Consider the following 26,433-nt stretch of genomic DNA (forward strand, 5'->3'; position numbering starts at 1 on the left):
GAAACTGGCACAGTCCGTGCATTGAAACAGGCATTGACGTGAATCCGCTCCGCGCAGACGGGCGACGCGCCATGCCGCAGGGGAGAATGCCGGATGAAGCTGAAGACCGCGCTGATGTTTGTCGTCATGTCGGCGGTTGCGACCGCGGGATCGGCGCAGGTCACGCGAACCTCGCCGTTCGACAAGCTGACCAATCATAACGACCGGGCGCGCAGCGGCTGGAATCCCAATGAGAAGAAGCTGACGCCCAGGGCGGTGGCGGGCGGCAGCTTCGGCGCGCTCTGGTCGTCACCACAGCTCGACGGTTTCAACGGCACGCCGCCACGCCTGTTCGCGGCGCCCCTTTATATGAATGCGGTCCGCATGACGGGCGGCGACCATGCCGGCAAGACGTTCCAGACCGTGTTCGCGGTCACCACCACCGGCTATGCCTATGCGATCAGCGCGGCGGCGGCTGGCGGCGTTCCGGCGGGCACGATCCTGTGGCGCAAGCGCCTGACCGAAACGCCGTGCGGCAAGGGTACGCTCGCCAATCTCGCGACACCGGTGATCGATCCGAAGACCAACCGGCTCTACGTGACGAGCTGTAGCGATCCGCAATGGCAGGTCCATGCGCTCGACATCCGCAGCGGCGAGGAAATGTCGGGCTGGCCCGTCGATTTCGATGCGGCGACGATGAACCGGCCAGGGCTCAACCGCAACGGCAGCACGAAATGGGTGGCCGAGACCGACGACAAGAAAAGCTTCTCGTCCGACGGCAAGCGCGCCGTCTGCCGCACGCCCTGCTACACGCAGCGCGGTGGCCTCAATCTCAGCGCCGACGGCGATCGGCTCTACCTGACGTTCGGCCCCGATGGCGTAGGCTGGCTGGTCGTCGTCGATACCGCTGCCGCCAAGGTCGCGACCGCCTTCACCTCGATCCAGACCAACCAGCAGGAGCAGGGCGGCATGTGGGCGTCGGGCGGCCCGGCGATCGATCGCCAGGGCCGCATCCATGTCTCGACCGGCGCCAACCTCATTCCCGGCCGGCTCTATGGGCTTTCGGGCGTCTGCCCCGAATGCGACAATGCCTGGGGCCAGACGATCATGCAGTTCGTCGATGATCGCTCGAAGGGGCTGACGCTTACCGGAACCTATACCCCCTATAATTACTGCCAGGCATCGAAGACCGACATCGATATCGGCAGCAGCGGCGTCATCGCGTTCGATCTGCCCAAGGGCAGTTCGAGCACGACCAACCTGCTGTCGCTGGGCGGCGGCAAGCAGGGCAATATCTATTTGCTCGATCGCGATCACATGCCCGGCGGGCTCGTCAAGCGCCAGCCCTGCACCGACGATCCGTCGCAGGACAAATCGCTGCTCGCGCCCGAGCCGCAGCCCGAATTCGGCAAACCCGGCCCGATCAACCTGTTCAAGCCCTTTTCGGACGACCTCGGCGCGTTCGACCAGGCCAAGAGCCGCAGCACCGCCGCCTATTTCCGCGATGCGCGCGGCAGCAGCTACGTCTTCGTCAGCGGCAGCAAGAAGATCGGCGAGAATCTGACGACCGATGCGCCGCCGGGGCTGGCGCGCGTGAAGGTGATCACCAGCCCGGGCAAGCCGGCCTTCCTGCGCGTCGATGGCATGGAGGAAAGCCAGACCTTCAAGAATCCCGGAAACCCCGTCGTCAGCAGCAATGGCGGCCGCGACGCGGTCGTCTGGGTGCTCGACAACAATGCGCCGCGTACCGCCAATCTCTATGGCGCCGGCGCACCCAAGCCCGTGCTCTACGCTTTCGACGCGCTGAGCTTCAAACTGCTGTGGAAGACCGGCGCCGGAGAGCTCTTCACATCGGGCAAGTACAACGAACCGACGATCGTCAACGGCATGGCGCTGGTCGGTACCGATCGGATCCAGGCGTTCGGCCTGCGTACCAAGTGATCAATCAGCAAGGGAGGATGGAATGAGCGGACCGCATCGCAGACTGATCCTGAAATCCACGGCGCTTGCCGTGCTCGCGATCGCGGCGGCCGCGCCGCTGGGGGCCCAATCGGGTGGCAGGCAGACCGGCGGTGGACATGCGCCGGTACCGGCGGGTTTCACCTCGTTGTTCGACGGCAAGACGCTGAAGGGCTGGCGCGGCGATCCGACTTACTGGTCGGTGCGCGACGGCGCGATCACCGGTGCGTCGGACCAGCCGATCCCGTACAACACCTATCTGATCCTCGACAAACCCTATGCCAATTTCGAGATCCGCTTCAAATATCGCTTCATGACCGAAGCGGGCAATTCCGGCCTCCAGTTCCGCAGCGCGCAGCTCGACGGCAACCACATCATGGTCGGCATGCAGGCCAACGTCACGCCGATCACCAAGTCGCCCGAACGCTTCGCCATGCTTTACGAGGAACTGGGCGAGCGCCAGGAAATGGTGCTGTTGGGGCAAAAGGCTGAGGTCACGCGCGTTCAGGCGGCGGGCGGCGGCCAGGGCAGGATCGTCCGTACCGTCACCGGCATGGTCAATTCGCGCGACGAGATATTGAAGGCCGTCAAACCGGCGGGCCAGTGGAACGAGGATGTGCTGATCGTCCATGGCAATCGCATGGTCCATGCGGTGAACGGCTATCTCGCCTTCGACGCGCTCGACAAGGATCCGATGGGCGCCAGGGACGGCTTGCTCGGCTGGCAGCTCCACAAGGGGCCGGCGAGCACCGTCCAGTTCAAGGACATCGTGATCCGGCCGCTGACCAGCTTCCCGAACATAAGCGGCCGTTTCATCACGAAACCCAGCGCCGCGCCGGTGCCTGCGCGAACCTACAAGGATTCGACCAAGGTCAATCTGCCCGACACGCCGATGAGCGATTGAGGATATCCTGGGCCCCCTGCGCGTCGATGGGCGCGCGGGGCTTGAGGGGCGCGCTGTCACCCAAATCCGTTCGGGCTGAGCCTGTCGAAGCCCTTGTCCTTCTTCAACCTCGAAGAAACAGGACAGGGCTTCGACAGGCTCAGCCCGAACGGATTTGCATGGGGCTGGGCAATCAAATGCTCAGTGTGCGGCCACCTTTTCCAGCTTGATATTGAGCTGCGTCCGCGCCGGTGCGGGCGCCGGGTCGGGCCTTGTCACGAACCGCCGACCGATATCGGGAAAGCTGGTCAGCGGACGGATCACGATATCCTTGAACTGCGCGGTGCTCGGCGGGCCGGCATGGGCCTGGATTCCGATCAGCCCGTCCTTGGCGCCCAGTGGATCGTTGTCGGTCGCGTCGAAGGCGACCAGTCCGTTGATGACATGGACGATGCGGTTGCCATGGACGATCAGCACGTCCTCGTTCCATTGGGGATAGGGTTTGATCGAAGCGATCACTGCCTCGCGCGGGTTGGTGGTACCCAGCACGGTGCGGACGATCGCGCCTTGGCCGCCGCTCGTCGCCTGGCGCCGCGTGATCACGGCGCGTTCGCCGAGCAGCACCATCTCGAGCCGGTTGAGTTCTTCATAGAGCATGCCGAATCGTTCCTCTCCGCAGGAAGGGAGGCCGCAGGCGGTGAAGTTCGCCGGCGTGATGTTCGATTGCATGCCGGCGAGCACATGATTGCCCTCCACCTGGCCGCTGCGGAACTGGAGGCCAGAATTGCCGACGCGCGTGACGAAGCGGTACTTCAGCCGGATCTCGAAATTGGCATATGCTTTGTTCAGGATCAGGAAGGTGTTGTTCGACAACCCCTTGTCCGAACTCGACGTGATCGCGCCGTCGCGCACCGACCAGACAGACGGATCTCCGCGCCAGCCGTTGAGCGTTCGGCCGTCGAACAGCGAGACGAACCCCTTGGGGATCGGGGCTTGGCGAGCGTCAGGCGGGGAACGCTGCGCATGGATCTGCGATGAGGAGACCAGCGCGAGTGCCCCCAGCGCTGCTCCCTTGAGGCCCGCCTTGCCGATATCGATCCTGCTCATCTGTCTCTCCCGTCATGCATGCGGCCGGCGACCCTGGTGGTTGCCGAGGGGTGGCCGCCGCAGCCACAAGGGCGGCGGCGACCGGGGGCGGCTCCTATTCGGGCAGGGCGACGTCGGGCAGCGCCGCGCGCGTGGAATCCTTGTATGTCTTGAGCGGCGCCGGGGCTGCTGACGGGGTGGATCTGAAGCGCCCTTCGACGTCAGGCATGGCGGTGAGCGGCCTGATCACGATGTCCTTGTACTGGATCCACATCGACGGCCCCTTGTGGAGCTGGATGCCGAACAATCCGTCGCGTTTGCCCACCGGATCATTGTCGAGCGCGTCATAGGCAAGCAGCCCGTTGATCGCGGAGAGCATGCGGTTGTCATAGGCGATCAGCACCACTTCGTTCCATTCGGGATTGGGGCGGATCGAACCGATTATGGCGGCGCGATCGTTGACCATGCCCGTCACCGTCCGCACGACGCGCCCGGTGCCGGCGCCATTGGCGCTACGCCGCGTGATCACCGCCTTCTGGCCGAGCAGCGCCATTTCCTGCCGGTCGCCGGTCTCGTTGTAGAGCATGCCGAAGCGTTCGGGCGGCACGTTGGTCGGCGTGACATTGGTCTGCAAGCCGGTCAGGACATGGTTGCCCTCCATCTGGCCGCTGCGGAACTGGAGCCCCGAATTGCCCTCCGACGAAAGCCAGCGGTATTTGAAGCGGATCTCGAAATTGGCATAGGGCTTGTCGAAGATCAGGAAGGTGTTGGCGGCGATCGGCTGATCCGATCCGCCGGTGATCGCGCCGTCGCGCACCGACCAGAGCGCGGGATCGCCGCGCCAGCCCTTCAGCGTCTTGCCGTCGAATAATGGGGTGAAGCCGGCGGGTATCGCGGCGGATTTGGTGGCCGGCGCTTTCTGCGCCTGGAGCGGCGCGAGCATGGTCAGTGCGAGCGCCGTTAGCCCGGCAAGTTTCAGATATCCGTGCCTTGTGCCGGTCATGTCTCTCTCCATTGTCAATATCCTGTCGGGCATCGCTTCATTGCGGCGGCTTGGGCGGTCTTCTGGGAATTTCGGACGTCGTTTCGGGCGCGCCGGGCATTGAGGCGAAGCGGCCCTCGATCCGGGGCGGCGCTTTCAGCCGCTTCACCGCGATATCCTTGAACTGCACCCACATCGGCTTGCCGAAATCGATCTGCAGCGCGAACAGACCGTGAGTGGCGCGCGCCGGATCAGTGTCGACCGCATCCAGCACGAGCTGGCCATTGATCGCGTGGATGATGCGGTTGCCATGGGCGATGACGACATAGTCGTTCCAGGCGGGATAGGGACGATAGGCGGCGAGCAAGGTCTTCACCGGATTGACCGACGCCGCGATGGTGCGCGTCACCTTGCCTCCGGCGCTGCCGATCTCGACCTTTTCGCTGAGCAGCGCGATCTCGTTGCGGCCGAGATTGTCGTAGAGCATGCCGTAGCGGACGAACTGATCGGGCGGCACGACATTGGCCTGGTAACCCGCGACCATATAGGGGCCCTGGTCGCTCGCGGCGCTGCGGAACTGAAAGCCCGAATTGCCATCCCTGGGGAAGCGATAGCGGAAATGCAGCTCGAAATCCGCATAGTCACCGTCATGGATCAGGAACGACATCTTGCTGATCGTCTGGCCCGATCCGCCGGTGATCGCGCCATCGCGCACCGACCAGAGCGCCAGATCGCCGCGCCAGCCCTTCAGCGTTTTCCCGTCGAACAGCGGCGTGAAGCCGGTGGGCGCCTTGGCATGAAGTGGCATGGCGATGACAGCGGCCAGCAGGCTCGCGGCGATCGGCCATGGCGTGCGGCGGCGCCTCATTTCGCTTTCAGGCCATAGGCCTGGAGCCGGTCGGTTCCCACCAGCACCAGTCCGTTCACGACCGTCGGTTCGCCGTAATTGCCGGTGGGGAACAGTTCGCCCTCCGCGCTTTTCCAGATCGGCTTCAGGCTGGCCGCGTCGAAGGCGTAGAGGATCGGCCTGGGCGGCTTGGTCGCATAGAGGCTGACGGTGCGCGCGGCATTCTGGTCGACCATCCAGATGATGGCGTCGCGGCCACCATTGCTGCTGATCACCGGCGATCCCGGATTGTGGAAGGTCAGCGTCATTTCAAGCGTGTCGACCTTCAGATAGGCCGGCGCATCGGGGGTCGCGACCACCTTCACTTTGGCGAGGCCGGGGGGCGTGCTGGTGTTGAAGAATTCGCCCTTCTTGCTGGCGCCGGACACGTAGATCCACGTTGCGCCCGCATCGTCGCGATACCAGGACGCCGATGTGCGGCTCTTGGCCTGGTCGTAAGCGCCATATTCGTCGGAAAATGGCTTGAAGAGATTGATCGGGCCGCGCCGTTTCCATTCGGGCTGGATGTCGGGCGAGAGCAACGACAGGTCGGTCGCCGGATCGAGCGAGCAGGGCTGGCGCTTGGTGAGGCCGCCGGGCATGTGGTCGCGATCGAGCAAGTAGATATTGCCTTGCTTGCCGCCGCCCAGCGTAAGCAGCCGGGGCGTGGCGGACGTGCCGGCCGGCAGGTCGAGCACGATAACCGGACTGCTGCCGATATCGATATCGGCCTTGCCCGCCTGGCAGTAATTATAGGGGGTATAGGTGCCGGTCAGTTTCAGCCCGGCGGCGCGGTCGTCCTCGAACTGGAGGATCGAATGCGACCAGCTATTCTCCTTGTCGGCATGCATGCTTTCGAAGCCGAGCTTGATGCCGTCGTACAGATTCGATCCGGTGGTGACGTAGAGCCGCCCCTGATCGTCAAGCGCAGGGCCGCCCTGCGCCCACATGCCGCCGCCATCCTGCACATCGTCGGGCGTCGCCGAAAAGGCGGAGGCGACCTTGCGGGCGTTGGTGTCGAGAACCAGCATCCAGCCGACCGCATCGGCGCCGAAGGCGAGATAGAGGCGCGATCCGTCGGCGCTGAGATTGAGCGCGCCGCGCTGCACATAGCGATAGGGCTGACCCATCTTCCAGGTGCGGTTGCCGTTGCGGTTGAGCGAGGGCTGATCAATCAGCGCCTGGCTGAGCGCCACCGGCCAGCCCGCGAGTTGCTGTCCCGTGCGGATGTCGAGCGCATGCGCGCTCCACATATTCTTGCCCTGCTCGCCGCTCGGATTGCTGCAACTCGTCACGTACAGGCGATTCGTCTTGGGATCGATGATGCCGGTGCCGTAATTGCCCATCGCGCCCTTGTTGCAGGGGGTCTCGGTCAGCCGGGCCTTCCACAGGATCGTGCCTGGCTGGATCGCGCCCGAGGCGGCGGTGCTGATCGCATAGGCATAACCCGTCGTGGTGCTCACGATCGCTGCCGGAACGGTCTTGCCGCGATACTGGCCGCCGGTGAGGCGCAGCGCGTGGATATACAGCGGGGCCGAGAACATGCGCGGCGGCAGGCCGTTGAAACTGTCGAGCTGCGGAGACGACCAGAGCGCAGCGAAATTGCCGCCCGCGACATTGGTGGGCGTCAGCACGCGTTCCTGCGCATTCCAGCCCGATCGTGCGCGATCATTGTGCGCCATCACCTTATCGACGGCGGGCGTCTTGCCGGATTGAGCTAGGGCCGATTGTGCCGGAAGCGCCGCCAGCGCGATGAAGAATCCTGCCGTTCGCAACCTCATCCCTCTCCCCTCCATGGCATCGGCCGAGCGAGCGGCCTGATGGCGCGGCGGAGGAGGGCGTTACGTCGTGACATGCCGGTCGCGTCTCCTCTCCCCCGATGGCCCCGGTCTTGCGGGTACCGGTCGTTGCGATGCACGGACCGTGCCAAGACCCGGCGGCACGGAGAGGCGAAAGAAGTGCGCCGTTTCTGGGGCGGAAGAAGGATGTCACCTGTGACAAGGGCATTGTCACCTGGATCATAAAGGTGACAGCCGCGCCGCGCGGAAAAGACGGCCGATGCGCGCTCCCCATCGCACCCCGGGCTTGGCACGCTCCATGCTTGATCAAAACCGGCCCGCTTAGACGGGTGGGGAGGATGGATGATGGCAGCGCGGTGCAGCCCCTGCAGCTTCGTCATGCCGATGCGGTCGCGCACGGCAGTCTCCTCGCCATGCGCCGGTCGCGGGCGTCCATTCGGATCGGGAGAATGAATTGAAGCTGGCAACGATCAGGCGGGGCGGCAGTGCGGTCGCCGCAGTCGTCGACGAACAGGCGGGGCGGGTCTTCCCCCTGGAGAGCGACATGATCTCGCTGATCCGTTCGGGCGAACGGCCGGCGCTTGCGGGCGAGGGGATCGCGCTGTCCTCGGTCGAGCTGCTCGCGCCCATTCCGCGCCCGCCGCGCAACATCTTCTGCGTGGGCAAGAATTATCATGCCCATGCGCAGGAATTCACGAGAAGCGGCTTCGACAGTTCGGCCAAGGATGCGAGCGAAGCGATCCCGACCGCGCCGATCGTCTTTTCCAAGGTGCCCGAATGCGTGATCGCGAGCGGCGAACCGATCCGCTACCCCACCGGCGTCAGCGACAAGCTGGATTACGAAGCCGAACTGGCGGTGGTGATCGGCAAGGGCGGGCGCGGCATCGATCGCGCCGACGCCTATGACCATGTCTTCGGCTATATGATCGTCAACGACGTGACGGCGCGTGATCTGCAAGCGCATCACAAGCAATGGCTAATCGGCAAGTCGCTCGACACATTCTGCCCGATGGGCCCGTGGCTGGTGACGGCGGACGACGTGTCGCCCGAAACATTGGGCGTGCGCTGCTGGGTGAACGGCGAATTGCGTCAGGACGCCAACACGGCGGACCTGATCTTCGACATCCCGACGCTGATCGAGGCGATCTCCGCCGGGATCACGCTCCAGCCAGGCGATGTGATCGCGACGGGCACGCCCGCCGGCGTCGGCATCGGCTTCGATCCGCCGCGCTATCTTGCGCGCGGGGACCAGGTGACGATCGAGATCGACGGGCTGGGAAGGCTCAGCAACGCGATTCAATAAGGACAGGGGGGCAGGAAGATGCGGAATCAACTGGCACCGTCCGCGCCGGAGCAGCGCCGCGTCCTGCTGGCCAGCCTGGTCGGCACAGCCGTCGAATTCTATGATTTCTTCATCTATGCGGTGGCGGCCAGCCTGTTCTTCGGCCCGCTGTTCTTCCCGTCCTCATCGCCGTCCGCACAGTTGCTCGCGGCCTATGCCAGCTTCGGCCTGGCCTTTGTCGCGCGGCCGGTGGGGGCGATCCTGTTCGGCCATTTCGGCGACCGGATCGGCCGCAAGTCGACATTGGTCGCTTCGCTGCTGCTGATGGGCGGATCGACCGTCCTGATTGCCTTCCTGCCCACGCACGACGATATCGGCTGGGTCGCCGCGCTGCTGTTGTGTCTGTTGCGCATGGGGCAGGGACTTGGTCTGGGCGGCGAATGGGGCGGGGCGGCGCTTCTGGCGGTCGAGAATGCGCCGCCGGGCTGGCGCGGCCGGTTCGGCATGGTGCCGCAGCTTGGCGCGCCGATCGGCTTTATCGCCGCCAACGGCATGTTCCTGCTGCTGGGTCTTGGCCTGAGCAGCGAGCAGATGCACGACTGGGGCTGGCGCATCCCGTTCCTGGGCAGCGCACTGCTTGTCGCGATCGGTCTGTGGGTGCGGCTGAGACTGACCGAGACACCGGCCTTCGCCGCTGCGCTCAAGGAAGCACCGCCCGAAGCGGTGCCGATCGCGACGGTGATCCGCCATCACCTGTTCCCCACCCTGTGCGGGACGCTGGGCGGCATCGCCTGTTTCGCGATCTTCTACATGGCGACCGCTTTCCTGCTCGGATATGGCACCACCGCGCTCGATTACGGCCGCAACGAATTCCTGTTCGCGCAAATCGGCGCCACGCTGTTCCTGGCGGTCGGCATCGTGCTGTCGGGCATGCTCTCCGATCGTTTCTCGCCGCGCACCGTGCTCATCACCGGCTGCATCGGCACGCTGGCCTTGGCCGGGCCGCTGATGGCGCCGCTGATCGAAAGCGGATCGATCGGACTGACCTTCCTGCATCTTTCGATCGCCTTGCTTTGCATGGGGCTCGCTTATGGCCCGCTCGGCGCGTGGCTGCCCGGCCTGTTTCCGGCGCGGGTGCGCTATACCGGCGCGTCGATGGCGTTCAACCTGGGTGCGATCCTGGGCGGCGCGCTGGCGCCCTATGCCGCGCAGAGCATGGCGGAGAGCGGCGGGCTGATGCCCGTCGGCCTCTATCTTTCGGCCTGTGGCGCGCTCAGCCTGATCGGGCTGCTGATCGCACCCAGGCGCACCACCGATCCGGCACCGACCGCCGGCTGAACCATTCGCACATCGAACGCACAGGAGACCGACATGTCGACCAATCCCATCAGCGAGGTCACCGACCGCGAAACATTGAGCGACGCGCTCGGGCGGCAGGACATTGTCGGCTTCTGGAAGCTCAAGCACGAGTATGAATCGTTCGAACCCGAAAATCCCGAACGGCCGGGCATCTGGCGCTATGCCGATTTCTCGCCGTTGGGCTTCGCCGCGACCGAGGTGATCCCGATCGAGGAGGCCGATCGCCGCAACCTGATGTTCTCCAATCCCGGCCTGCCGGGCAGCGGCACCATTACCCGGCGGCTGTTCGGGGGCGTGCAGGTGATCCCGGCAGGCGAGCTTTCGCCGGTGCACCGCCATGTCGGCGCGGCGACGCGGGTGATGCTGGAAGGGGATGGCGCCTACACGACGGTGGAGGGCGACAAGAGCCGGCTGGAGCGCGGCGACGTCGTCACCAATCCCAGTGGCGCCTGGCACGAAACCGGCAATGAAGGCACCGGCCCGGTCATGTGGTTCGACACGCTCGACCTGCCCTTCACGCGGGCGATGGGCACCAATTTCTTCTTCAACGACTATGCCGAGATCGTGAACGGAGAACGCGTCGCGAAGAAATATCAGACGGTGAAGCCGCGCGTCGACTGGTCGGCCAATGCCTATGGCGTCGGCGGCGTCCGGCCCGACTGGGTTTCCCATCGCGTCGCGCGCGGTAGCGGATCGCCGCAATTCCTCTACAAATACGAACCGACCCGCGCCTTGCTCGATCGGCTGCGCGATGACGAAGGATCGCCGCATGACGGTATCATCGTCGAATATTACAGTCCCGAAACCGGTGGCAGCGTTCTGAAAACGCTGGGTGTCCATATGCAGATGCTGCGGGCGAACGAGAGCACGCTGGAACAGCGCAGCACCGCCGCGCGGATCTTCGTCTGCCTGGAGGGCAGCGGTACGACCATCGCCGATGGTGTCGAGCTCAACTGGCAGCGGAACGATGTGATCGTCGTGCCCGGCTGGGCGTGGTCTAGCCATCGCAACGGCAGCGCGGATTCGGTACTCTATTCGGTCAGCGACGCGCCCGCGCTGAGGGCGCTGGGGCATCTGGTCGAGGATCGCCGGACGCGCGATGGAGAGATAGCGCGGAGTTTCGGAGAGCCGCGCTAGGGTCAGTCGACATTCAGCCTATACCGGCCTGCAAATGGCTGTTTCCCGGGCTTCCGGTACTCACATACTTTAAGTACGCTGCGCTCCGGGTCGCGAAAAACCACCATCCTCGGCTCGATCTGATCTGAATGTCGATCGGCCCTGGATAGCTTATCGGCGACGCGAAAACCGGTTCCCACTTTTCCGCGCGATGCTTTAAGGACGCGCGGATCATGACAGACCGTTTCTCCTTCACCATCGCCGCCACCGACGGCAAGGCGCGCACCGGCGCGATCCGCATGCGGCGTGGCGAGATCCGCACGCCTGCCTTCATGCCCGTGGGCACCGCCGCCACCGTGAAGGCGGTGAAGCCAGCCGACGTCCGCGCCGCGGGCGCCGACATCATCCTGGGCAATACCTATCACCTGATGCTGCGGCCCGGCGCGGAGCGGGTGGCGCGGCTCGGCGGGCTCCACGCTTTCATGGGCTGGGACCGGCCGATCCTGACCGACAGCGGTGGCTATCAGGTGATGAGCCTGTCGGACCTCACCAAGGTCACCGAGGAAGGGGTGAGCTTCAAGAGCCACCTCGATGGTTCGCGGCACATGCTGAGCCCCGAGCGGTCGATGGAGATTCAGCGGCTGCTGGGATCTGACATCGTCATGGCGTTCGACCAGCTCGTGCCCACCACCTCGACCCCGGAACAGCAATTGGCCGCGATGGAACGGTCGATGCGCTGGGCGGCGCGGTCGCGTGCCGGCTTCGATGCGGGCGGCGAGCATGCGGAGGGGGCGGCGCTGTTCGGCATCCAGCAGGGTGCGCTCGACGAACGGTTGCGCAAGGCATCGGCGGATGCGCTGATCGATATCGGCTTCGACGGCTATGCCGTCGGCGGCCTCGCGGTGGGCGAGGGGCAGGCGGCAATGTTCGGTTGCCTCGATTTCGCACCGGGACAATTGCCCGTCGACAAGCCGCGCTATCTGATGGGCGTCGGCAAGCCCGACGATATCGTCGGCGCGGTCGAGCGCGGGATCGACATGTTCGACTGCGTGCTGCCGACACGCAGCGGCCGGACGGGGCAGGCGTTCACCTGGGATGGGCCGGTCAACATCCGCAACGCGAAGTTCGCGGAGGATCCGGCGCCGCTCGATCCGGAGTCGCCGACAGCCGGCTGGTCCAGGGCCTATCTTCACCATCTCGTCCGCTCGGGCGAGATATTGGGCGCGATGCTGATGACCGAGCATAACCTGTGGTTCTATCAGCGGCTGATGGCGGAACTGCGCGCCGCGATCGCGGAAGGCCGGCTGACTGCGTTCGCCGATGGTTTCCGGGCGCGTTATGGGGCGCGTGGAGGATAAGTGGAACGCCCATCGTCATTCCGTCGAATGCCGGGATGACGGCTATATTTGTTCAACCCCGAGCCAGCGATTTTCCCATGCGGATCAGCGGTACGCGCACGCCGTCGATCGGCGGGCTCTGGACATGTTCGATCGGCACATAGCCGCAGGCGCTGTACAGGCGCTCGCCGGCAAGTGTCGCCATCAGTTCGACGCGGGCGAAGCCATGGTCCGCGGCAGCGCCCTCGCACAGGTCGAGCACGCGCCGGCCGACGCCCCGGCGGACAAAGTCGGGATGGGTGTACATGGCGCGAATCCGCGCGGCATCGGTGGCCGGGCTTAGCAGCGCGGCGTCGCGGCCCGGCGAATGGTCTCCGCCGTACAGCGTCGTGCGTCGGCTCCAGCCACCGCATCCGGCGATCCGGCCGTCAGCCTCGACGATCACATAGCTGCCATCCTCGATAAGCTGGGTATCGAGCCCCATCACCGCATGGCTGGCGCGCACCTGGTTGGAATCGAGCACGTCGGATTGAAGCTGTTCGATCGCCGCGAACATCAGTGCGCGCAGGGCCGGCACATCGTCGAGGCACGCCCAGCGATGCGTGAGCGTCACCGGGTCAGTCGCAGAGCTTGACGTTCAGGAAGTTGGGAACCGGGCCGTTCCAGCCGTCATCCGGCCCGTCGTCACGAACCGGCGCGCGCGCGGGGCGGTGCGGCTTGCTCTCGGCGCGCGGCCTTTCGCGATCCTCGCGGCGAGGACGCTCCGACCTGGCCTCCGCCTTTTCGCGGCGCGGCTTTTCGGGTTTCTCCGCTTTCCTGTCGTCGCGCTTCGGTTCTTTCCGGGGCTCCGCCTTGGCCGGCTTGCCGATCCGGTCGATCTTCAGGCCCGTCAGCTTCTCGATATTCTCGATCGCTTCCGCGTCGGCGGAGGTCACCAGCGTGAAGGCGGTGCCGGTCGCGCCCGCGCGGCCGGTACGGCCGATACGGTGGACATAATCGTCGGGATGCCAAGGCGCGTCATAATTGAAGACGTGGCTGACGCCCTTGATGTCGATGCCGCGCGCGGCGACGTCGGATGCGACCAGGATGTTGATCGTGCCCGCCTTGAACCGATCGAGTTCGGCGATGCGATCGCGCTGTTCCATGTCGCCATGGATCTCGCCAGCCGCGAAGCCGTCGCGCTTCAGCGTCTGCGCCAGTTCGCGCACCGTCGTCTTGCGGTTGCAGAAGATGATCGCGGTGTTGATCTCTTCGCTCTCGAGCAGGCCGCGCAGCGTTTCCTTCTTCTTGCGCGAATCCGTTTCGACCAGCACCTGCTTGATCGAGGTGTTGGCGGTCGCTGGGCGGGCGACCTCGATCGACTTGGGGCTGTTCAGGAACTTGTCCGCCAGCTTCTTGATCGGCGGTGGCATCGTCGCGGAGAACAGCAGCGTTTGCCGGCTCTTGGGCAGCTTGGTGCAGATTTCCTCGATATCGGGGATGAAGCCCATGTCGAGCATCCGGTCCGCCTCGTCGATCACGAGCAGGTCGCAGCCGGTGAGCAGGATCTTGCCGCGCTGGAACAGGTCCATCAGTCGGCCCGGCGTCGCGATCAGTACATCGACGCCTTTTTCCAGCGCCTTCACCTGATCGCCCATCTGCACGCCGCCGATGAGCAGCGCCATCGAGAGCTTGTGATATTTGCCGTATTTGTCGAAATTCTCGGCGACCTGGGCGGCCAGTTCGCGCGTCGGCTCCAGGATCAGCGAGCGCGGCATGCGCGCGCGGCTGCGGCCTTCGCCAAGGATGTCGATCATCGGCAGCACGAAGGCGGCGGTCTTGCCCGTCCCCGTCTGGGCGATGCCGATCAGGTCCTTGCCCATCAGGACGGACGGGATCGCCTGTTTCTGGATCGGCGTCGGCTGGTCATAGCCGGCCTCGTTCACAGCACGGAGAAGTTCGTCGGACAGGCCGAGATCGGCAAAGCTCATTTTCGTTCCGGAAGGTTCGGGGCAGCCGAAAAGCGCCGCCCAAGCGCGGTGCGCGTGACGGAAACGCAGGTGATTGTCAAGTTTTCAGCGGTCGGGAACCAGCGTCTTGAAGCTGTTTATCTCGCATTGGCCGCCCGAACGCGCATGGATCGTGTCGCGATCGGCGCAGATCCGGCCGTCGCGAGTCGGCTTGAGATAGAAGCCGGAATAGAAATCGAGTGCGGGGCAGTCGCGATCAAGCCGCGCCCTGAGCCGCGTGCCGCCGCGCAGGATCAGGTCGACGCTATCCTCTCCCGTGATCGCGGCGCCCGCCAGCGCGTTGAGCGCGATGCAGCGCGGCGCCTTCTTCTCCTTCCATTTGAGCGGTTTCGCGGGTGCGGATTGGCGTGTCGGCACGCGGATGATCACGCGCTCGCGGATGGTGACCTGCGCATAACGTTCGGGCGCGGCAACGGAAGCGTCGGAGGACGCAAAAGCGCCGCTTCCCGCGAACAGCATTGCCGCGAGCGACAAGATGGTCATGCAATCGCACTCATTTTCGCCGATGCCCTTGCACCATTCAGGTTGAACGCGCCATGAATTCCCGCACATCAGCTAAGGCCGAACCATGACAAATCCGATTCCCGCCATCTCGGGAAGCGCTCTCGCCGCATTGCGCGATCTGCTGGGGCCGAAGGGCTTCACCGACGATCCCGATCTGCTTGCGCCATGGCTGACCGACTGGCGCGGTCGTTTCCATGGCCAGGCACGGGCATTGCTCAGTCCTGCCGATACCACTCAGGTTGCGGCAGTCCTGCGTATCGCCGGCGAGTATCGTGTTCCGCTGGTGCCCCAGGGAGGGAACACCAGCATGGTGGGCGGGGCGACTCCGCCTGAAGACGGGTCGGCACTGATCCTGTCGCTGCGCCGCATGAACCGGATTCGCAGCCTTTCATCGGAAGATGGTGTGGCCGTGGCGGAAGCGGGGGTAATCCTCGCCAATCTGCACGAAGCCGCGAACGCCATCGGCATGCGCTTTCCGCTGACCCTGGGCGGAAAGGGGTCGGCGACGGTGGGGGGGCTCGTCTCCACCAATGCCGGCGGTACCCAGGTGCTGCGTTTCGGTACGATGCGCGCGCTGACCCTTGGGATAGAGGCGGTGCTGCCTGACGGCACGATCTTCGCGGGGCTCGATCCGCTCAAGAAGGACAATCGCGGCTATGACATCCGTCATTTGCTGATCGGTGCCGAAGGGACGCTGGGCATCGTGACGGCGGCGAGCCTCCGGCTCGTGCCCGCGATCGTCGATCGCGCAGTCGGCTGGATCGGCGTCGAAAGCCCTCATCAGGCACTGGCGCTGCTCCGCCGGTTGGAAGCCCGCGCCGCCGATGCGCTGGAGGGGTTCGAGATCGTCCGCGCCGATTCGCTGGCGCTGGTTCTGAAACATGTGCCGGGCGCGCGTGCGCCGTTGGCAGGCGATCATCCCTGGCATGTGCTGGTCGAGATCGATCGATCCGATTCGCAGGCGGAGTCGCCGGCTACCCTGCTCGAAAACCTGCTGGCCGATGCCTTGGAGGCCAGCCTCTTCCGCGATGCGACGATCGCGGCGAGCGAGGCGCAGGCGGAGGCGTTCTGGATGCTGCGCGATTCGCTGTCTGCGGCGGAGCGGGCGCACGGCCCGGCGGTGCAGCACGATATCTCCGTGCCGGTCGCGGGCATGCCCGATTTCATGATCGACGCGGCGGCGGCGGCGGAAGCCCGCTTTCCCGGGGTCAGCGCCACCGCTTTCGGCCATCTTGGCGACGGCAATGTCCATTTTCACGTTCGCGCGCCGGCCGGATCACCGCCCGATTGGGCGATGGGGGCGGGCAAGGCGATCAGCGCCTATGTTCATGATCTGGTGGTCGCGGCTGGTGGCTCGATTTCGGCGGAGCACGGCATCGGCCAGATGAAACGCGACGAGAATGCACGGCTGGCCGATCCCGCGCGGCTGACCGCGCTGCGCGCGATCAAGGCCGCGCTCGATCCCGGCAATCTGATGAACCCCGGAAAGCTCGTGCCGCTTGCAACAGGCGCGGCGGCACCATAAACGGCGCGACACGGTTTTTTTCGTCCGTCGGGCGCGGTCAACCATCCATATCAAGACGTTTTCAGGAGAATATCGAATGGCCAGCGTGCCGACTGCCAATGCGCTTCCGGTTCTGTACCAGGATCTCGTTCCGCTCTCGTCCAACGAACACAAGGATTGGAAGGCGCGTCAGGTCGATACGGCGCCCTGGCTGAGCGGCCAGCATGCCTTTCCGGTGACCGTCGACGAATTCCCGATGGTGCAGCGCTTCTTCCCGATCGTCTTCACCGCGGGCGAGAACCCGGTGCCGCTGGCGCTGATGGGCCTCAACGAAGGCGTCAACATGTATGTCGATGCCGAGGGCAAGCTGGTCAACCGGGTCTATGTGCCCGCCTATATCCGCCGCTATCCCTTCCTGCTGGCGCGGCTTCGCCCCGAAAGCGACGAGCTTTCGCTGTGCTTCGATCCGTCGGCCGGCATCATCGGTGATTTCGAGGAAGGGCAGGCGCTGTTCGAGGACGGACAGCCGACCGAAGTGGTCAAGAACATCCTCGGCTTCACCGAGCAGTGGGAGCAGAGCTGGCAGAAGACGGGTGCCTTCGTGAAGGAGCTGGAGGCCAACAAGCTGCTGATCGACGGCGAGGTCGCTATCCAGCCGCAGGGCGCCGAGCAGCCCTATATCTATCGCGGTTTCCAGATGGTCGACGAGAACAAGCTGCGCGAGCTGCGCGGCGACGTGCTGCGCAAGATGAACGCCAGCGGCCTGCTGCCGCTGATCTATGCGCATCTCTACTCGCTGGGCCTGATGAGCGACCTGTTCCAGCAGCAGATGGAGGCGGACAAGGTTCCGCCCCAGGTCGCGGCCTGACCATGCACGGGCAGGCCGAAAGCCCGGCGGCGCGATCGACCTATTCGCGCGTCGCCATCTGGCTCCACTGGAGCATCGGCCTGCTCGTCATCCTGAACATTGCGATCGTGCTGGTGCGCGAGAATTTCGAAGCCCTCTCGCGCACCATGATGGGCTGGCACAAGGCGATCGGGATTCTCGTCCTGGCGCTCAGCCTTGTCCGCATCGTCTGGCGGCTGACGCACCGTCCGCCGCCGCTGCCGCCGATGGCGGCGTGGGAGAAGGGCCTGACCCATCTCGTCCACTTCCTCTTCTATCTGTTCATCATCGCTATTCCGCTGAGCGGCTGGCTGTGGATGTCGGCGGCGGAAACGCATCGCCCGATCTCTTTCTTCGGCCTGTTCATCGTGCCGATGCTGCCGGTGGAGCAGGGCAAGGCGCTCGCCGAGTCGTTCGGTGAAGCCCATGAAATCATGGGTTTGGCGACGATCGGACTGATCATCCTGCACGTCGCGGGGGCGCTGAAGCATCATTTCGTAGGCGGAACGAACCTGCTGGAACGTATGATTCCCGGGCTTCGCCACCGCTGAGCGACGATTTAGAGCATTTCGTCGATATCAATCACTTGAAAGCAAATCACGGGCAGCCTATCTTGCTGTTGGTGAGGCGCCGTGTCCCCCCTTTCGCGGCGCAACACTCGCACACCTTCGGGTGTGCTCCTCCCTGAACCTTGGCCACCTCGTGCCTACCATAGCACGAGGTGGTTTTTTATTCGGCGGCGATGGCGGCGGCGGAACCGGTTGCTTCGTCAGCGAGCGCACGCACGGTTTCGCGCACCAGTATGCGGCAGGCGGCCAGACCGCCCCCTGGGCCGTCGAGCGCGGCGTCGAGATAAAGGCCTCTATCGATCTCCATCTGGATCGCATGCACGCCACGCATCGGCGCTCCATGGACGGCCAGGATGTGGCCGCCGGCATAGGGGCTGTTCTGCGAGCAGACATGGCCTGCATCACGCGCGACATCCTGGATCGTCGCGGAAAAGCGCGCCGCCGCGCTGCGACCAAACAGATCGCCCACCACGATTCGGGCTTGATCGCCCGTATCGGGCAGGGGCGGCATCGAATGGACGTCGAGCAGCACCGCCACGCCGAATCGTTTCCGCGTGGCGGCGATCAGCGCCGCCAGCCGCGCATGATAGGGCACGTGATCCTGGGCGATGCGTCGATCCAGTTCACCTCGCGTCAGGCGGTGGCGCAGGATCTCGCCATGGCCGCGCAAGCGGCGCGGGATCAGGCCGAGCCCGCCGCTGACCTTGGCCGATCGGACGACGGCATGGCGCGCCAGCGGGGGATCGATCATGTCGGGATCGATCTCGCGCACGTCGCGGTTAAGGTCGATCCAGGCGCGAGCGCGGGTGGCGACCAGCGCGGTATGGCCCGCGTCCACGGCATCCTCGATCAATAGATCGGCATGGCGGTCTTCCAGGGGGCGCAATGCCGCAAGGGGCAGTCGGCTCATCGCCAGCAAAGTGTCGGGATAGTCGCGCCCTGCATGGGGGACGGAGAGGATGACGGGCGATTCCGGCACCTCGGGACCATGCAGCAGAAATGGGGCGCAGGGCTGCGTCATCGCATCGAACGCTAACCGCCGATTCGACGACTCGCAATGCGACCTCAAGCAAAAGCTGGAAAATCTTAAGGGGTAAGCGCATAAGCTGGGTCCGCGGGGACGGCGATGGGCGCCGTGGGGCCGTGGGGAATATGATGATCCGGATCTTGCTGGCCGAGGACGACGACGTGATGCGTCAGTATTTGACGCGCGCGCTGGAGAAGTCCGGCTATGCGGTGACTTCGGTCGATCGTGGGACGGCGGCGGTGCCGTTGCTCGAATCGGAAAGCTTCGAATTGCTGCTGACCGATATCGTCATGCCCGAGATGGACGGTATCGAGCTGGCGCAACGCGCCAGCGTGCTGGCACCGGAAATGCGAGTGATGTTCATCACCGGATTCGCCGCCGTCACGCTGAAGGCGGGCAAGACGGTGCCGCAGGCCAAGGTGCTTTCAAAGCCGTTCCACCTGCGCGATCTGGTCCTTGAAATCGACCGGATGTTCGAGGTTGGCAGCGCTGCCGGGCTCACTTGAAACGTCTTTGAAGATTTTGTGTTTCGCGGGCTTGCGCAGGGGGCGATGGCTCGCTAGAGACGCGCCTCCGAACACCTAACGGTGCCGGTGTGTGGGCGTGTAGCTCAGTGGTAGAGCACTGTGTTGACATCGCAGGGGTCGCAAGTTCAATCCTTGCCACGCCCACCATTTTCCTTACTTTACCCCGACAATGTCACGGCCTGAGCCACCAGCGCAGGCCGTAAGCGACGGCGCCCAGCGCCGCGACGCTTGCCGCCCAGATCAGCGCCATCCAGCCGAGCCGCCGCCACAAAGGCGTAGAGGGCTCACCCATCAATGATAGCCCTCATGGCCGACCTTGCCGCGGAAGACCCAATAGGAGAAACCGGTATAGGCCAAGATGATCGGCACCATGATGCCGGCGCCGACCAGCATGAACGCCTGGCTCTTTTCCGGCGCGGCCGCATCCCAGATCGTGACGGCGCCGGGCACGACATAGGGGAACATGCTGATGCCGAGCCCCGCGAAGCACAGCAGGAAGATGAACAGCGTGAGCAGGAAGGGCGCGGTTTCATGGCGCAGCTTGAGCGCGCGAAAGAACAGGATGGACGCGATTGCGACCAGGAGCGGCACCTGAGCACTGAACAGGACATTGGGCATCTCGAACCAGCGCTGCCAATAGCTGCTCTCCAGGAAGGGCGTGGCAAGGCTGACCGTGACGATCGCCGCGAGCGTCGCGGGGCCGAGGCGCCAGGCGAGGCGCCATGCGTGCTCCTGCAAGCTCCCTTCTGTCCGCCAGATCAGCCAGGTGGCGCCAAGCAATGCATAGGCAATGACGGTGCCCGCACCGGTCAGCAGCGTGAAAGGGGTCAGCCAGTCGAGCCAGCCGCCTGCATAGTGGCGATCGGCGACCGCGATTCCCTGCAGGAGGGCGCCGAGCGTGATGCCCTGGGCGAACGCCGCCATCAGCGATCCGCCGGTAAAGGCGAAATCCCAGACGGCGCGATGCCCGGGATCGCGCCAGCGAAACTCGAACGCGACGCCGCGAAAGACCAGTGCCAGCAACATCGCGACGATCGGCGGATAAAGCGCCGGCAATATGATGGCATAGGCGAGGGGGAAGGCGGCCATCAGCCCGCCGCCGCCCAGAACCAGCCAGGTCTCGTTGCCGTCCCAGACCGGCGCGATCGAGTTCATCGCAGTGTCGCGTTCCTGCCCAACGCCGAAGACCGGGAACAGGATGCCGATGCCGAGATCGAACCCGTCCATCACGACATAGGCGAACACCGCGAAGGCGATGATGAAGGCCCAGATGACGGTGAGATCGGGATTTATCATGATTGACCTCCCGTCGGTCGGAGCCTTGCACCAATCCCATTCTTCCCCGTCATTCCAGCGAAAGCTGGAATCCATACCGTGCCTGGAGCCCCGGTGAAGCTGGGAAGATCGTATGGATTCCAGCTTTCGCTGGAATGACGGGGGTGGGGAGCATGGTGCCTCATTGTCCGCCCTCCGTCGCCGGCCCCGGCGTTATTCCGGCGGTGCGGATGGGCGCGCGGTCGGGTTCGCTTTCGCCGCTGTGCGGCGGCTTGTGCATCAGCTTCAATATATACCAGGTGCCGAAGCCGAAGACCGCGAAATAGACGATGACGAAGGCGAGCAGCGATGTGCCGACGGCGGGGGCCGCGAGCGGGCTCACGGAATCGGCGGTGCGGAGCAAGCCGTAGACGGTGAAGGGTTGGCGTCCCACTTCGGTGGTGACCCAGCCCGCAATCACCGCGACGAAGCCCGATGGCCCCATCAGCAGCGCGAAACGGTGTAACAGTCGCCAGTCATAGAGTTTGCGGGCCGCGCGCGCGGTGAGGCTCAGCAGGCCGAGGCCGAGCATCAGGAAACCGATCCCGACCATGATACGGAAGGACCAGAAAACGATCGCCACCGGCGGCTCATCGGCATCGGGGATCGTATCGAGTCCGGCGAGCGGCGCATCCAGATCATGCTTGAGGATCAGCGAGGAGAGTTTGGGAATCTCCACGGCATAATCGACGCGGCGGGCGTCCTGGTCGGGCAGGCCGAACAGGATCAGCGGTGCGCCGTCGGGGTGGCTGTCGAAATGTCCCTCCATCGCCATGACCTTGGCGGGCTGATGCTCCAGCGTGTTGAGCCCGTGCATGTCACCAGCGAAGATCTGTACTGGTGCCACGAGCGCGGCCATCCACATCGCCATCGAGAACATCTTGCGGGCGTGGGCATTGTCGCGGTCGCGGAGCAGATGCCATGCGCCGACTGCGCCGACGACCAGCGCGGTGGTGAGATAGGCGGCGATGACGGTGTGAACCAACCGATAGGGGAAGCTGGGGTTGAAGATGATCGTCCACCAGCTTTCGCCCGGCAGGAACTGGCCATTGGCGCCGACGACATGGCCGGTGGGCGTCTGCATCCATGAATTGGCGGACAGGATCCAGAATGCCGAGATGAAGGTGCCGATCGCCACCAGCAGGGTCGCGGTGAAATGCAGTTTCCGGCCGACCTTTTTCATGCCGAACAGCATCACGCCCAGGAAGCCGGCCTCCAGGAAGAAGGCGGTGAGCACTTCATAGGCCATCAACGGGCCGATGACGGGGCCGGCCTTGTCCGAAAAGACCGACCAGTTGGTGCCGAACTGATACGACATGACGATACCGGAGACGACGCCCATCGCGAAGGCGATCGCGAAGATCTTCAGCCAGTATCGAAAGAGATCGAGGTACAGCGGCTTGCCCGTTTTCAGCCACAGCCCTTCCAGCACCGCCAGATAGCTCGCCAGACCGATCGAAAAGGCCGGGAAGATGAAATGGAAGCTGACGGTGAAAGCGAACTGGATCCGCGCGAGGAGCAGCGCGTCGGCATTGTCGAACATCGGACCTGCCCCCGGAAAGAGGAGACGGCCCCTGATCGCAGGTCAGGGATCGGAAGAGCCTTGCCTCTTCACCCGAAGGACATGCGCTCTCGGCCGGGGAAACTCAAGCACGGCCAATGGGGGTGGGACACTATGTCCCTGGCTGGCCCGGTCGAGCCGGGCTTCAGGCGTTCATGTCCGCCACGAACGCCAGGATCTCGGCGGCGCGATGGCGATGGCAGATCAGCAGATCCGGCAGCCAGGGATCGGCGCAATTATAGACGAGTTCGCTGCCGTCGACGCGCGAGACGTGCAGGCCGGCGGCCATGGCGACTGCCGCGGGTGCGCAATTGTCCCATTCATATTGGCCGCCGGTGTGGAGGTAGATGTCCGCCTCTCCGCGCAGGACCGCCATCGCCTTGGCGCCCGCCGACCCCATGGGGACGAGCGTCGCGCCCAGCCGTTCGGCGACGGCCAATGCCTCGGGGGCGGGGCGGGTGCGGCTGACCAGCATCCGCAGTGGCGCCGCTTCGGCGACCAGGGCCGGCGGGCGATCGGAGGCGAGTGTTAGACCCAGGCCGGGCAAGGCGACTGCGCCGGCGACCGGACGGCCGTCGACCGCGAGGGCGACATGCACCGCCCAGTCGTTGCGGCCTTCGGAATATTCGCGCGTGCCGTCGAGCGGATCGATTACCCAGGCGCGCGAAAAGCCGCAGCGCGCCGGATTGTCCTTTTCCTCCTCGGACAGGATCGCATCGTCGGGCCGCTCGATGCGGAGCCGATCCAGGATCAGGCGATTGGCAGCGCGATCTCCTTCGTCGCCGAGCGCCTTACCACCGTCATGACCTTCGCGAAGGCGTAGAAGCAGCTTGCCGGCTTCTTCCGCCAGACCATGGGCGAGTTCCGCGTCAGTCACGAGCTGGAATCACAGTTCCGGGCTCCAGACGCCGACGATCTGTTCGACGATGCGTTCGGCCGCCTGTTCGGGCGTGATGCGGGTCGTGTCGATATGGACCTCGGGATTTTCGGGCGCCTCATAGGGGCTGTCGATCCCCGTGAAGTTCTTGAGTTCGCCGGCCCGCGCCTTTTTGTAAAGGCCCTTCACATCGCGCGCCTCCGCCTCCGCCAGCGGCGTGTCGATATGCACCTCGACGAACTCGCCGGCCGGCAGCATCGACCGCACCAGTTCGCGTTCGGCGCGGAACGGGCTGATGAAGGCGGTGAGCACGATCAGGCCCGCATCGGTCATCAGCTTCGCGACCTCGCCGACGCGGCGGATATTCTCGACCCGATCAGCATCGGTGAAGCCAAGATCCTTGTTCAGCCCATGGCGAACATTGTCGCCGTCGAGAAGGAAGCTGTGCTTGCCCAGCGCGTGCAGCTTCTTCTCGACGAGATTGGCGATGGTCGACTTGCCCGAACCCGAAAGTCCGGTGAACCAGAGCAGGCGCGGTTGCTGGCCCTTCTGGCTGGCATGCGCTTCCCGCGTGATATCGACGGCCTGCCAATGGACGTTTTCGGCGCGCCTGAGAGCGAAGTGGATCATGCCGGCGGCGACGGTGGCATTGGTCATCTTGTCGATGAGGATGAACCCGCCAAGGTCGCGGCTGTCGGCATAGGGCTCGAACACGATCGGCTTGTCGGTCGAGAGGTTGGCGACGCCGATCGCGTTGAGCTCGAGCGTCCTGGCGGCGAGCTGCTCGAGCGTGTTGACGTTGACCTGGTATTTGGGCGCCTGCACGCTGGCCGACACGGTCTGCGTGCCGGCCTTCAGCCAATAGGAGCGGCCCGGCAGCATCGCCTCGTCCGCCATCCACACGATCGTCGCCTCGAACTGGTCCGCCGCCTGGGGTGGCGCCTCGGCGATGGCGATCACGTCGCCGCGCGAGCAGTCGACCTCGTCGGTCAAGGTCAGCGTCACCGACTGGCCGGCAACCGCCTGATCGAGATCGCCGTCAAGCGTGACGATCCGCGCGATGCGCGAGGTCTTGCCCGAGGGGATGATCCGCACCGCGTCGCCCGGACGGACGGTGCCCGCCGCGATCAGCCCGGAAAAACCCCGGAAATCGAGATTGGGGCGGTTGACCCATTGCACCGGCATCCGGAAGGGCCGCGCCTGATCGGCGGTGGCGTCGACTTCCACCGTCTCCAGATGCCCCATCAAAGTCGGCCCCTTGTACCAGGGGGTGTTCTGCGACAGCGCGGTGATGTTGTCGCCCTTGAAGCCCGAGATCGGCATGGCGACGAAGCTCTCGATGCCGATGCTCTTGGCGAAGCAGCGATAATCCTCGACGATCGCGTCGAAGCGCAGCCGGTCATAACCGACCAGATCCATCTTGTTCACCGCCAGCACGATATGGCGGATGCCGATCAGGTGCGCGAGATAGGAGTGGCGCCGGGTCTGGGTGAGGACACCCTTGCGCGCGTCGATCAGGATCACCGCAAGATCGGCGGTCGACGCGCCCGTCACCATGTTGCGGGTGTATTGTTCATGCCCCGGCGTGTCGGCGACGATGAACTTGCGCTTCTCGGTCGAGAAGAAGCGATAGGCGACATCGATGGTGATGCCCTGTTCGCGCTCGGCGGCAAGCCCGTCGACGAGCAGCGCGAAATCGATCTCTTGCCCCTGGGTGCCGACGCGCTTGCTGTCCGCCTCCAGTGCCGCCAGCTGATCCTCGAAGATCATCTTGCTGTCGTAGAGCAGCCGTCCGATCAGCGTCGACTTGCCGTCGTCGACCGAGCCGCAGGTGATGAAGCGCAACAGGCTCTTGTGCTGGTGCGCCTCCAGATAAGCATCGATATCCTCGGCGATCAGCGCCTCGGCCTGGTAGGAGGAGGGATTGGTCATCAGAAGTAACCCTCCTGCTTCTTCTTCTCCATGCTCGCCGACTGGTCATGATCGATCGCGCGACCCTGGCGCTCCGATGTCGTCGTCAGCAGCATCTCCTGGATGACCTGCGGCAAGGTCGCCGCCTCGCTCTCGACCGCACCCGTCAGCGGATAGCAACCCAATGTCCGGAAGCGGATCGAGCGTTCCACCGGCACCTCGCCCTCGCGCAGCGGGAAACGATCGTCGTCGACCATCAGCAGCAGGCCGTCGCGCTCCACCGTCGGGCGCTTCGCCGAGAAATAGAGCGGCACGATCGGGATATTCTCCAGATGGATGTACTGCCAGATATCGAGCTCGGTCCAGTTCGAGATCGGGAACACCCGGATGCTCTCGCCCTTCGCCTTCTTCGCATTGTACAGCCGCCACAGCTCCGGCCGCTGGTTCTTGGGATCCCAGCGGTGATTGGCCGAGCGGAAGCTGAACACCCGCTCCTTGGCGCGGCTCTTCTCCTCGTCGCGCCGGGCCCCACCGAACGCCGCGTCGAAGCCGTGCAGGTCCAGCGCCTGCTTCAGCCCTTCCGTCTTCCACATGTCGGTGTGCAGCGAGCCATGGTCGAACGGATTGATCCCCCGCTCCAGCGCCTCCGGATTGCGATAGACCAGCAGCTCCATGCCGCTCTCCACCGCCATCCGGTCGCGCAGCTTGTACATCTCCTGGAACTTCCACGTCGTATCGACATGCAGCAGCGGAAACGGCGGCGGGCTCGGATAAAACGCCTTGCGCGCCAGGTGCAGCATCACCGCGCTGTCCTTGCCCACCGAGTACAGCATCACAGGCCTCTCGACCTCCGATACCACCTCTCGCATGATCTGAATGCTCTCGGCCTCTAGCCGCTCTATATGGGTCAGCGAAGTCACGCGAAAAAAACCTGTCATGTCACGCATTAATGCTGCCCGGTTAGGAGCGTGACGGCGGAAGCAAAAGACAGGATTAGTTGGCGGCGCGAAAGGGAGGGTTGCGCGCTACTGCCGGGATGGGTTCAAGGGCGCCCGTCCAGGGGACGGACGCCCGTT

At 64.7% G+C, this 26,433-nt stretch carries 24 protein-coding genes and 1 tRNA gene; 11 read left to right on the top strand and 14 right to left on the bottom strand.

Features of this window, described 5'->3' with window-relative positions; all coding sequences use genetic code 11:
- Nucleotides 1-93: 93 nt before the first annotated feature.
- Together ACODTA_RS00565 and ACODTA_RS00570 are read left to right on the top strand one after the other, a co-directional pair.
- Nucleotides 94-1,920 (top strand): hypothetical protein, encoded by a 1,827-nt coding sequence (locus tag ACODTA_RS00565; protein ID WP_489063750.1) that lies wholly within the window; start codon nt 94-96, stop codon nt 1,918-1,920.
- Nucleotides 1,921-1,942: 22 nt separating this feature from the next.
- Nucleotides 1,943-2,842 (top strand): 3-keto-disaccharide hydrolase, encoded by a 900-nt coding sequence (locus ACODTA_RS00570; RefSeq protein WP_489063752.1) that lies wholly within the window; start codon nt 1,943-1,945, stop codon nt 2,840-2,842.
- A gap of 180 nt (nt 2,843-3,022) precedes the next feature.
- Here the strand turns inward: ACODTA_RS00570 and ACODTA_RS00575 are convergent, their stop codons facing one another.
- From ACODTA_RS00575 to ACODTA_RS00590, 4 genes are all read right to left on the bottom strand, one after another.
- Entirely contained in the window at nt 3,023-3,928 is a 906-nt protein-coding gene (locus ACODTA_RS00575; RefSeq protein ID WP_489063754.1) for a 3-keto-disaccharide hydrolase, read from the bottom strand.
- A gap of 94 nt (nt 3,929-4,022) precedes the next feature.
- Nucleotides 4,023-4,910 carry a 3-keto-disaccharide hydrolase gene (locus ACODTA_RS00580; RefSeq protein WP_489063755.1) on the bottom strand — a complete coding sequence of 296 codons (888 nt, stop codon included), beginning with the start codon at nt 4,908-4,910 and terminating at the stop codon, nt 4,023-4,025.
- 37 nt (nt 4,911-4,947) lie between these two features.
- The gene (locus ACODTA_RS00585; RefSeq protein ID WP_489063756.1) at nt 4,948-5,757 is read right to left on the bottom strand and encodes a 3-keto-disaccharide hydrolase; all 810 of its coding nucleotides are present in this window, start codon (nt 5,755-5,757) and stop codon (nt 4,948-4,950) included.
- A complete protein-coding gene (locus ACODTA_RS00590; RefSeq protein ID WP_489063757.1) occupies nt 5,754-7,556 on the bottom strand; it encodes an FHA domain-containing protein in 1,803 nt (600 codons plus the stop codon). The genes ACODTA_RS00585 and ACODTA_RS00590 overlap by 4 nt, the downstream gene beginning before the upstream one ends.
- Nucleotides 7,557-8,028: 472 nt before the next feature.
- Here ACODTA_RS00590 and ACODTA_RS00595 point away from each other — a divergent pair, with 472 nt between their 5' ends.
- The 4 genes from ACODTA_RS00595 (at nt 8,029) to tgt (ending at nt 12,689) form a co-directional block, all read left to right on the top strand.
- Entirely contained in the window at nt 8,029-8,877 is an 849-nt protein-coding gene (locus ACODTA_RS00595; RefSeq protein ID WP_489063758.1) for a fumarylacetoacetate hydrolase family protein, read from the top strand.
- Between the two features lie 18 nt (nt 8,878-8,895).
- A complete protein-coding gene (locus tag ACODTA_RS00600) occupies nt 8,896-10,194 on the top strand; it encodes an MFS transporter (RefSeq protein ID WP_489063760.1) in 1,299 nt (432 codons plus the stop codon).
- Between the two features lie 33 nt (nt 10,195-10,227).
- Nucleotides 10,228-11,352: a cupin domain-containing protein gene (locus ACODTA_RS00605; protein WP_489063762.1), complete on the top strand. Its 1,125-nt coding sequence runs from the start codon at nt 10,228-10,230 to the stop codon at nt 11,350-11,352.
- Between the two features lie 212 nt (nt 11,353-11,564).
- Complete coding sequence (tgt, locus tag ACODTA_RS00610) at nt 11,565-12,689, top strand: tRNA guanosine(34) transglycosylase Tgt (RefSeq protein ID WP_489063764.1); 1,125 nt, start codon at nt 11,565-11,567, stop codon at nt 12,687-12,689.
- Nucleotides 12,690-12,741: 52 nt separating this feature from the next.
- Here the strand turns inward: tgt and ACODTA_RS00615 are convergent, their stop codons facing one another.
- From ACODTA_RS00615 to ACODTA_RS00625, 3 genes are all read right to left on the bottom strand, one after another.
- Entirely contained in the window at nt 12,742-13,281 is a 540-nt protein-coding gene (locus tag ACODTA_RS00615; protein WP_489063765.1) for a GNAT family N-acetyltransferase, read from the bottom strand.
- A 4-nt stretch (nt 13,282-13,285) separates the two neighbouring features.
- Complete coding sequence (locus ACODTA_RS00620) at nt 13,286-14,638, bottom strand: DEAD/DEAH box helicase (RefSeq protein ID WP_489063767.1); 1,353 nt, start codon at nt 14,636-14,638, stop codon at nt 13,286-13,288.
- Between the two features lie 84 nt (nt 14,639-14,722).
- A complete protein-coding gene (locus ACODTA_RS00625) occupies nt 14,723-15,160 on the bottom strand; it encodes a hypothetical protein (protein WP_489063768.1) in 438 nt (145 codons plus the stop codon).
- 85 nt (nt 15,161-15,245) lie between these two features.
- Between ACODTA_RS00625 and ACODTA_RS00630 the strand changes: the two genes are divergently transcribed.
- From ACODTA_RS00630 to ACODTA_RS00640, 3 genes are all read left to right on the top strand, one after another.
- Nucleotides 15,246-16,706: an FAD-binding oxidoreductase gene (locus ACODTA_RS00630; protein WP_489063770.1), complete on the top strand. Its 1,461-nt coding sequence runs from the start codon at nt 15,246-15,248 to the stop codon at nt 16,704-16,706.
- Between the two features lie 76 nt (nt 16,707-16,782).
- A complete protein-coding gene (locus ACODTA_RS00635) occupies nt 16,783-17,553 on the top strand; it encodes a SapC family protein (protein WP_489063771.1) in 771 nt (256 codons plus the stop codon).
- A 2-nt stretch (nt 17,554-17,555) separates the two neighbouring features.
- Nucleotides 17,556-18,122 carry a cytochrome b gene (locus tag ACODTA_RS00640; RefSeq protein ID WP_489063773.1) on the top strand — a complete coding sequence of 189 codons (567 nt, stop codon included), beginning with the start codon at nt 17,556-17,558 and terminating at the stop codon, nt 18,120-18,122.
- Nucleotides 18,123-18,300: 178 nt separating this feature from the next.
- Here the strand turns inward: ACODTA_RS00640 and ACODTA_RS00645 are convergent, their stop codons facing one another.
- On the bottom strand, nt 18,301-19,161 hold the full coding sequence (locus ACODTA_RS00645) for an N-formylglutamate amidohydrolase (RefSeq protein ID WP_489063774.1): 861 nt from the start codon (nt 19,159-19,161) through the stop codon (nt 18,301-18,303).
- 134 nt (nt 19,162-19,295) lie between these two features.
- On the opposite strand from ACODTA_RS00645, the gene cpdR reads away from it, so the two are divergent.
- Both cpdR and ACODTA_RS00655 read left to right on the top strand, forming a co-directional pair.
- On the top strand, nt 19,296-19,673 hold the full coding sequence (gene cpdR / locus ACODTA_RS00650; protein WP_489063775.1) for a cell cycle two-component system response regulator CpdR: 378 nt from the start codon (nt 19,296-19,298) through the stop codon (nt 19,671-19,673).
- Nucleotides 19,674-19,766: 93 nt separating this feature from the next.
- Nucleotides 19,767-19,841 (top strand) — tRNA-Val (locus ACODTA_RS00655).
- Between the two features lie 25 nt (nt 19,842-19,866).
- Here the strand turns inward: ACODTA_RS00655 and ACODTA_RS00660 are convergent.
- From ACODTA_RS00660 to cysD, 6 genes are all read right to left on the bottom strand, one after another.
- A complete protein-coding gene (locus ACODTA_RS00660) occupies nt 19,867-19,986 on the bottom strand; it encodes a DUF2474 domain-containing protein (protein ID WP_489063776.1) in 120 nt (39 codons plus the stop codon).
- Entirely contained in the window at nt 19,986-20,990 is a 1,005-nt protein-coding gene (cydB, locus tag ACODTA_RS00665; RefSeq protein ID WP_489063778.1) for a cytochrome d ubiquinol oxidase subunit II, read from the bottom strand. The genes ACODTA_RS00660 and cydB overlap by 1 nt, the downstream gene beginning before the upstream one ends.
- A 160-nt stretch (nt 20,991-21,150) precedes the next feature.
- Nucleotides 21,151-22,551: a cytochrome ubiquinol oxidase subunit I gene (locus ACODTA_RS00670; protein WP_489063780.1), complete on the bottom strand. Its 1,401-nt coding sequence runs from the start codon at nt 22,549-22,551 to the stop codon at nt 21,151-21,153.
- Nucleotides 22,552-22,714: 163 nt separating this feature from the next.
- Entirely contained in the window at nt 22,715-23,446 is a 732-nt protein-coding gene (locus tag ACODTA_RS00675) for a 3'(2'),5'-bisphosphate nucleotidase CysQ (protein ID WP_489063782.1), read from the bottom strand.
- Between the two features lie 9 nt (nt 23,447-23,455).
- Complete coding sequence (gene cysN / locus ACODTA_RS00680; RefSeq protein WP_489063784.1) at nt 23,456-25,378, bottom strand: sulfate adenylyltransferase subunit CysN; 1,923 nt, start codon at nt 25,376-25,378, stop codon at nt 23,456-23,458.
- A complete protein-coding gene (gene cysD / locus ACODTA_RS00685) occupies nt 25,378-26,295 on the bottom strand; it encodes a sulfate adenylyltransferase subunit CysD (protein ID WP_489063786.1) in 918 nt (305 codons plus the stop codon). Before cysD ends, cysN begins: the two co-directional genes overlap by 1 nt.
- Nucleotides 26,296-26,433: the final 138 nt, after the last annotated feature.

The sequence above is a fragment of the Sphingomonas sp. FG14 genome (assembly GCF_057809675.1).

Bases quoted from the DNA above. Each gene is read 5' to 3' on its own strand.
- ACODTA_RS00565 (WP_489063750.1), top strand. From the start codon at position 94: ATGAAGCTGAAGACCGCGCTGATGTTTGTCGTCATGTCGGCGGTTGCG.
- ACODTA_RS00570 (WP_489063752.1), top strand. From the start codon at position 1,943: ATGAGCGGACCGCATCGCAGACTGATCCTGAAATCCACGGCGCTTGCC.
- ACODTA_RS00575 (WP_489063754.1), bottom strand. From the start codon at position 3,928: ATGAGCAGGATCGATATCGGCAAGGCGGGCCTCAAGGGAGCAGCGCTG.
- ACODTA_RS00580 (WP_489063755.1), bottom strand. From the start codon at position 4,910: ATGACCGGCACAAGGCACGGATATCTGAAACTTGCCGGGCTAACGGCG.
- ACODTA_RS00585 (WP_489063756.1), bottom strand. From the start codon at position 5,757: ATGAGGCGCCGCCGCACGCCATGGCCGATCGCCGCGAGCCTGCTGGCC.
- ACODTA_RS00590 (WP_489063757.1), bottom strand. From the start codon at position 7,556: ATGAGGTTGCGAACGGCAGGATTCTTCATCGCGCTGGCGGCGCTTCCG.
- ACODTA_RS00600 (WP_489063760.1), top strand. From the start codon at position 8,896: ATGCGGAATCAACTGGCACCGTCCGCGCCGGAGCAGCGCCGCGTCCTG.
- ACODTA_RS00605 (WP_489063762.1), top strand. From the start codon at position 10,228: ATGTCGACCAATCCCATCAGCGAGGTCACCGACCGCGAAACATTGAGC.
- tgt (WP_489063764.1), top strand. From the start codon at position 11,565: ATGACAGACCGTTTCTCCTTCACCATCGCCGCCACCGACGGCAAGGCG.
- ACODTA_RS00620 (WP_489063767.1), bottom strand. From the start codon at position 14,638: ATGAGCTTTGCCGATCTCGGCCTGTCCGACGAACTTCTCCGTGCTGTG.
- ACODTA_RS00625 (WP_489063768.1), bottom strand. From the start codon at position 15,160: ATGACCATCTTGTCGCTCGCGGCAATGCTGTTCGCGGGAAGCGGCGCT.
- ACODTA_RS00630 (WP_489063770.1), top strand. From the start codon at position 15,246: ATGACAAATCCGATTCCCGCCATCTCGGGAAGCGCTCTCGCCGCATTG.
- ACODTA_RS00635 (WP_489063771.1), top strand. From the start codon at position 16,783: ATGGCCAGCGTGCCGACTGCCAATGCGCTTCCGGTTCTGTACCAGGAT.
- ACODTA_RS00640 (WP_489063773.1), top strand. From the start codon at position 17,556: ATGCACGGGCAGGCCGAAAGCCCGGCGGCGCGATCGACCTATTCGCGC.
- ACODTA_RS00645 (WP_489063774.1), bottom strand. From the start codon at position 19,161: ATGACGCAGCCCTGCGCCCCATTTCTGCTGCATGGTCCCGAGGTGCCG.
- cpdR (WP_489063775.1), top strand. From the start codon at position 19,296: ATGATCCGGATCTTGCTGGCCGAGGACGACGACGTGATGCGTCAGTAT.
- ACODTA_RS00660 (WP_489063776.1), bottom strand. From the start codon at position 19,986: ATGGGTGAGCCCTCTACGCCTTTGTGGCGGCGGCTCGGCTGGATGGCG.
- cydB (WP_489063778.1), bottom strand. From the start codon at position 20,990: ATGATAAATCCCGATCTCACCGTCATCTGGGCCTTCATCATCGCCTTC.
- ACODTA_RS00670 (WP_489063780.1), bottom strand. From the start codon at position 22,551: ATGTTCGACAATGCCGACGCGCTGCTCCTCGCGCGGATCCAGTTCGCT.
- cysN (WP_489063784.1), bottom strand. From the start codon at position 25,378: ATGACCAATCCCTCCTCCTACCAGGCCGAGGCGCTGATCGCCGAGGAT.
- cysD (WP_489063786.1), bottom strand. From the start codon at position 26,295: ATGACAGGTTTTTTTCGCGTGACTTCGCTGACCCATATAGAGCGGCTA.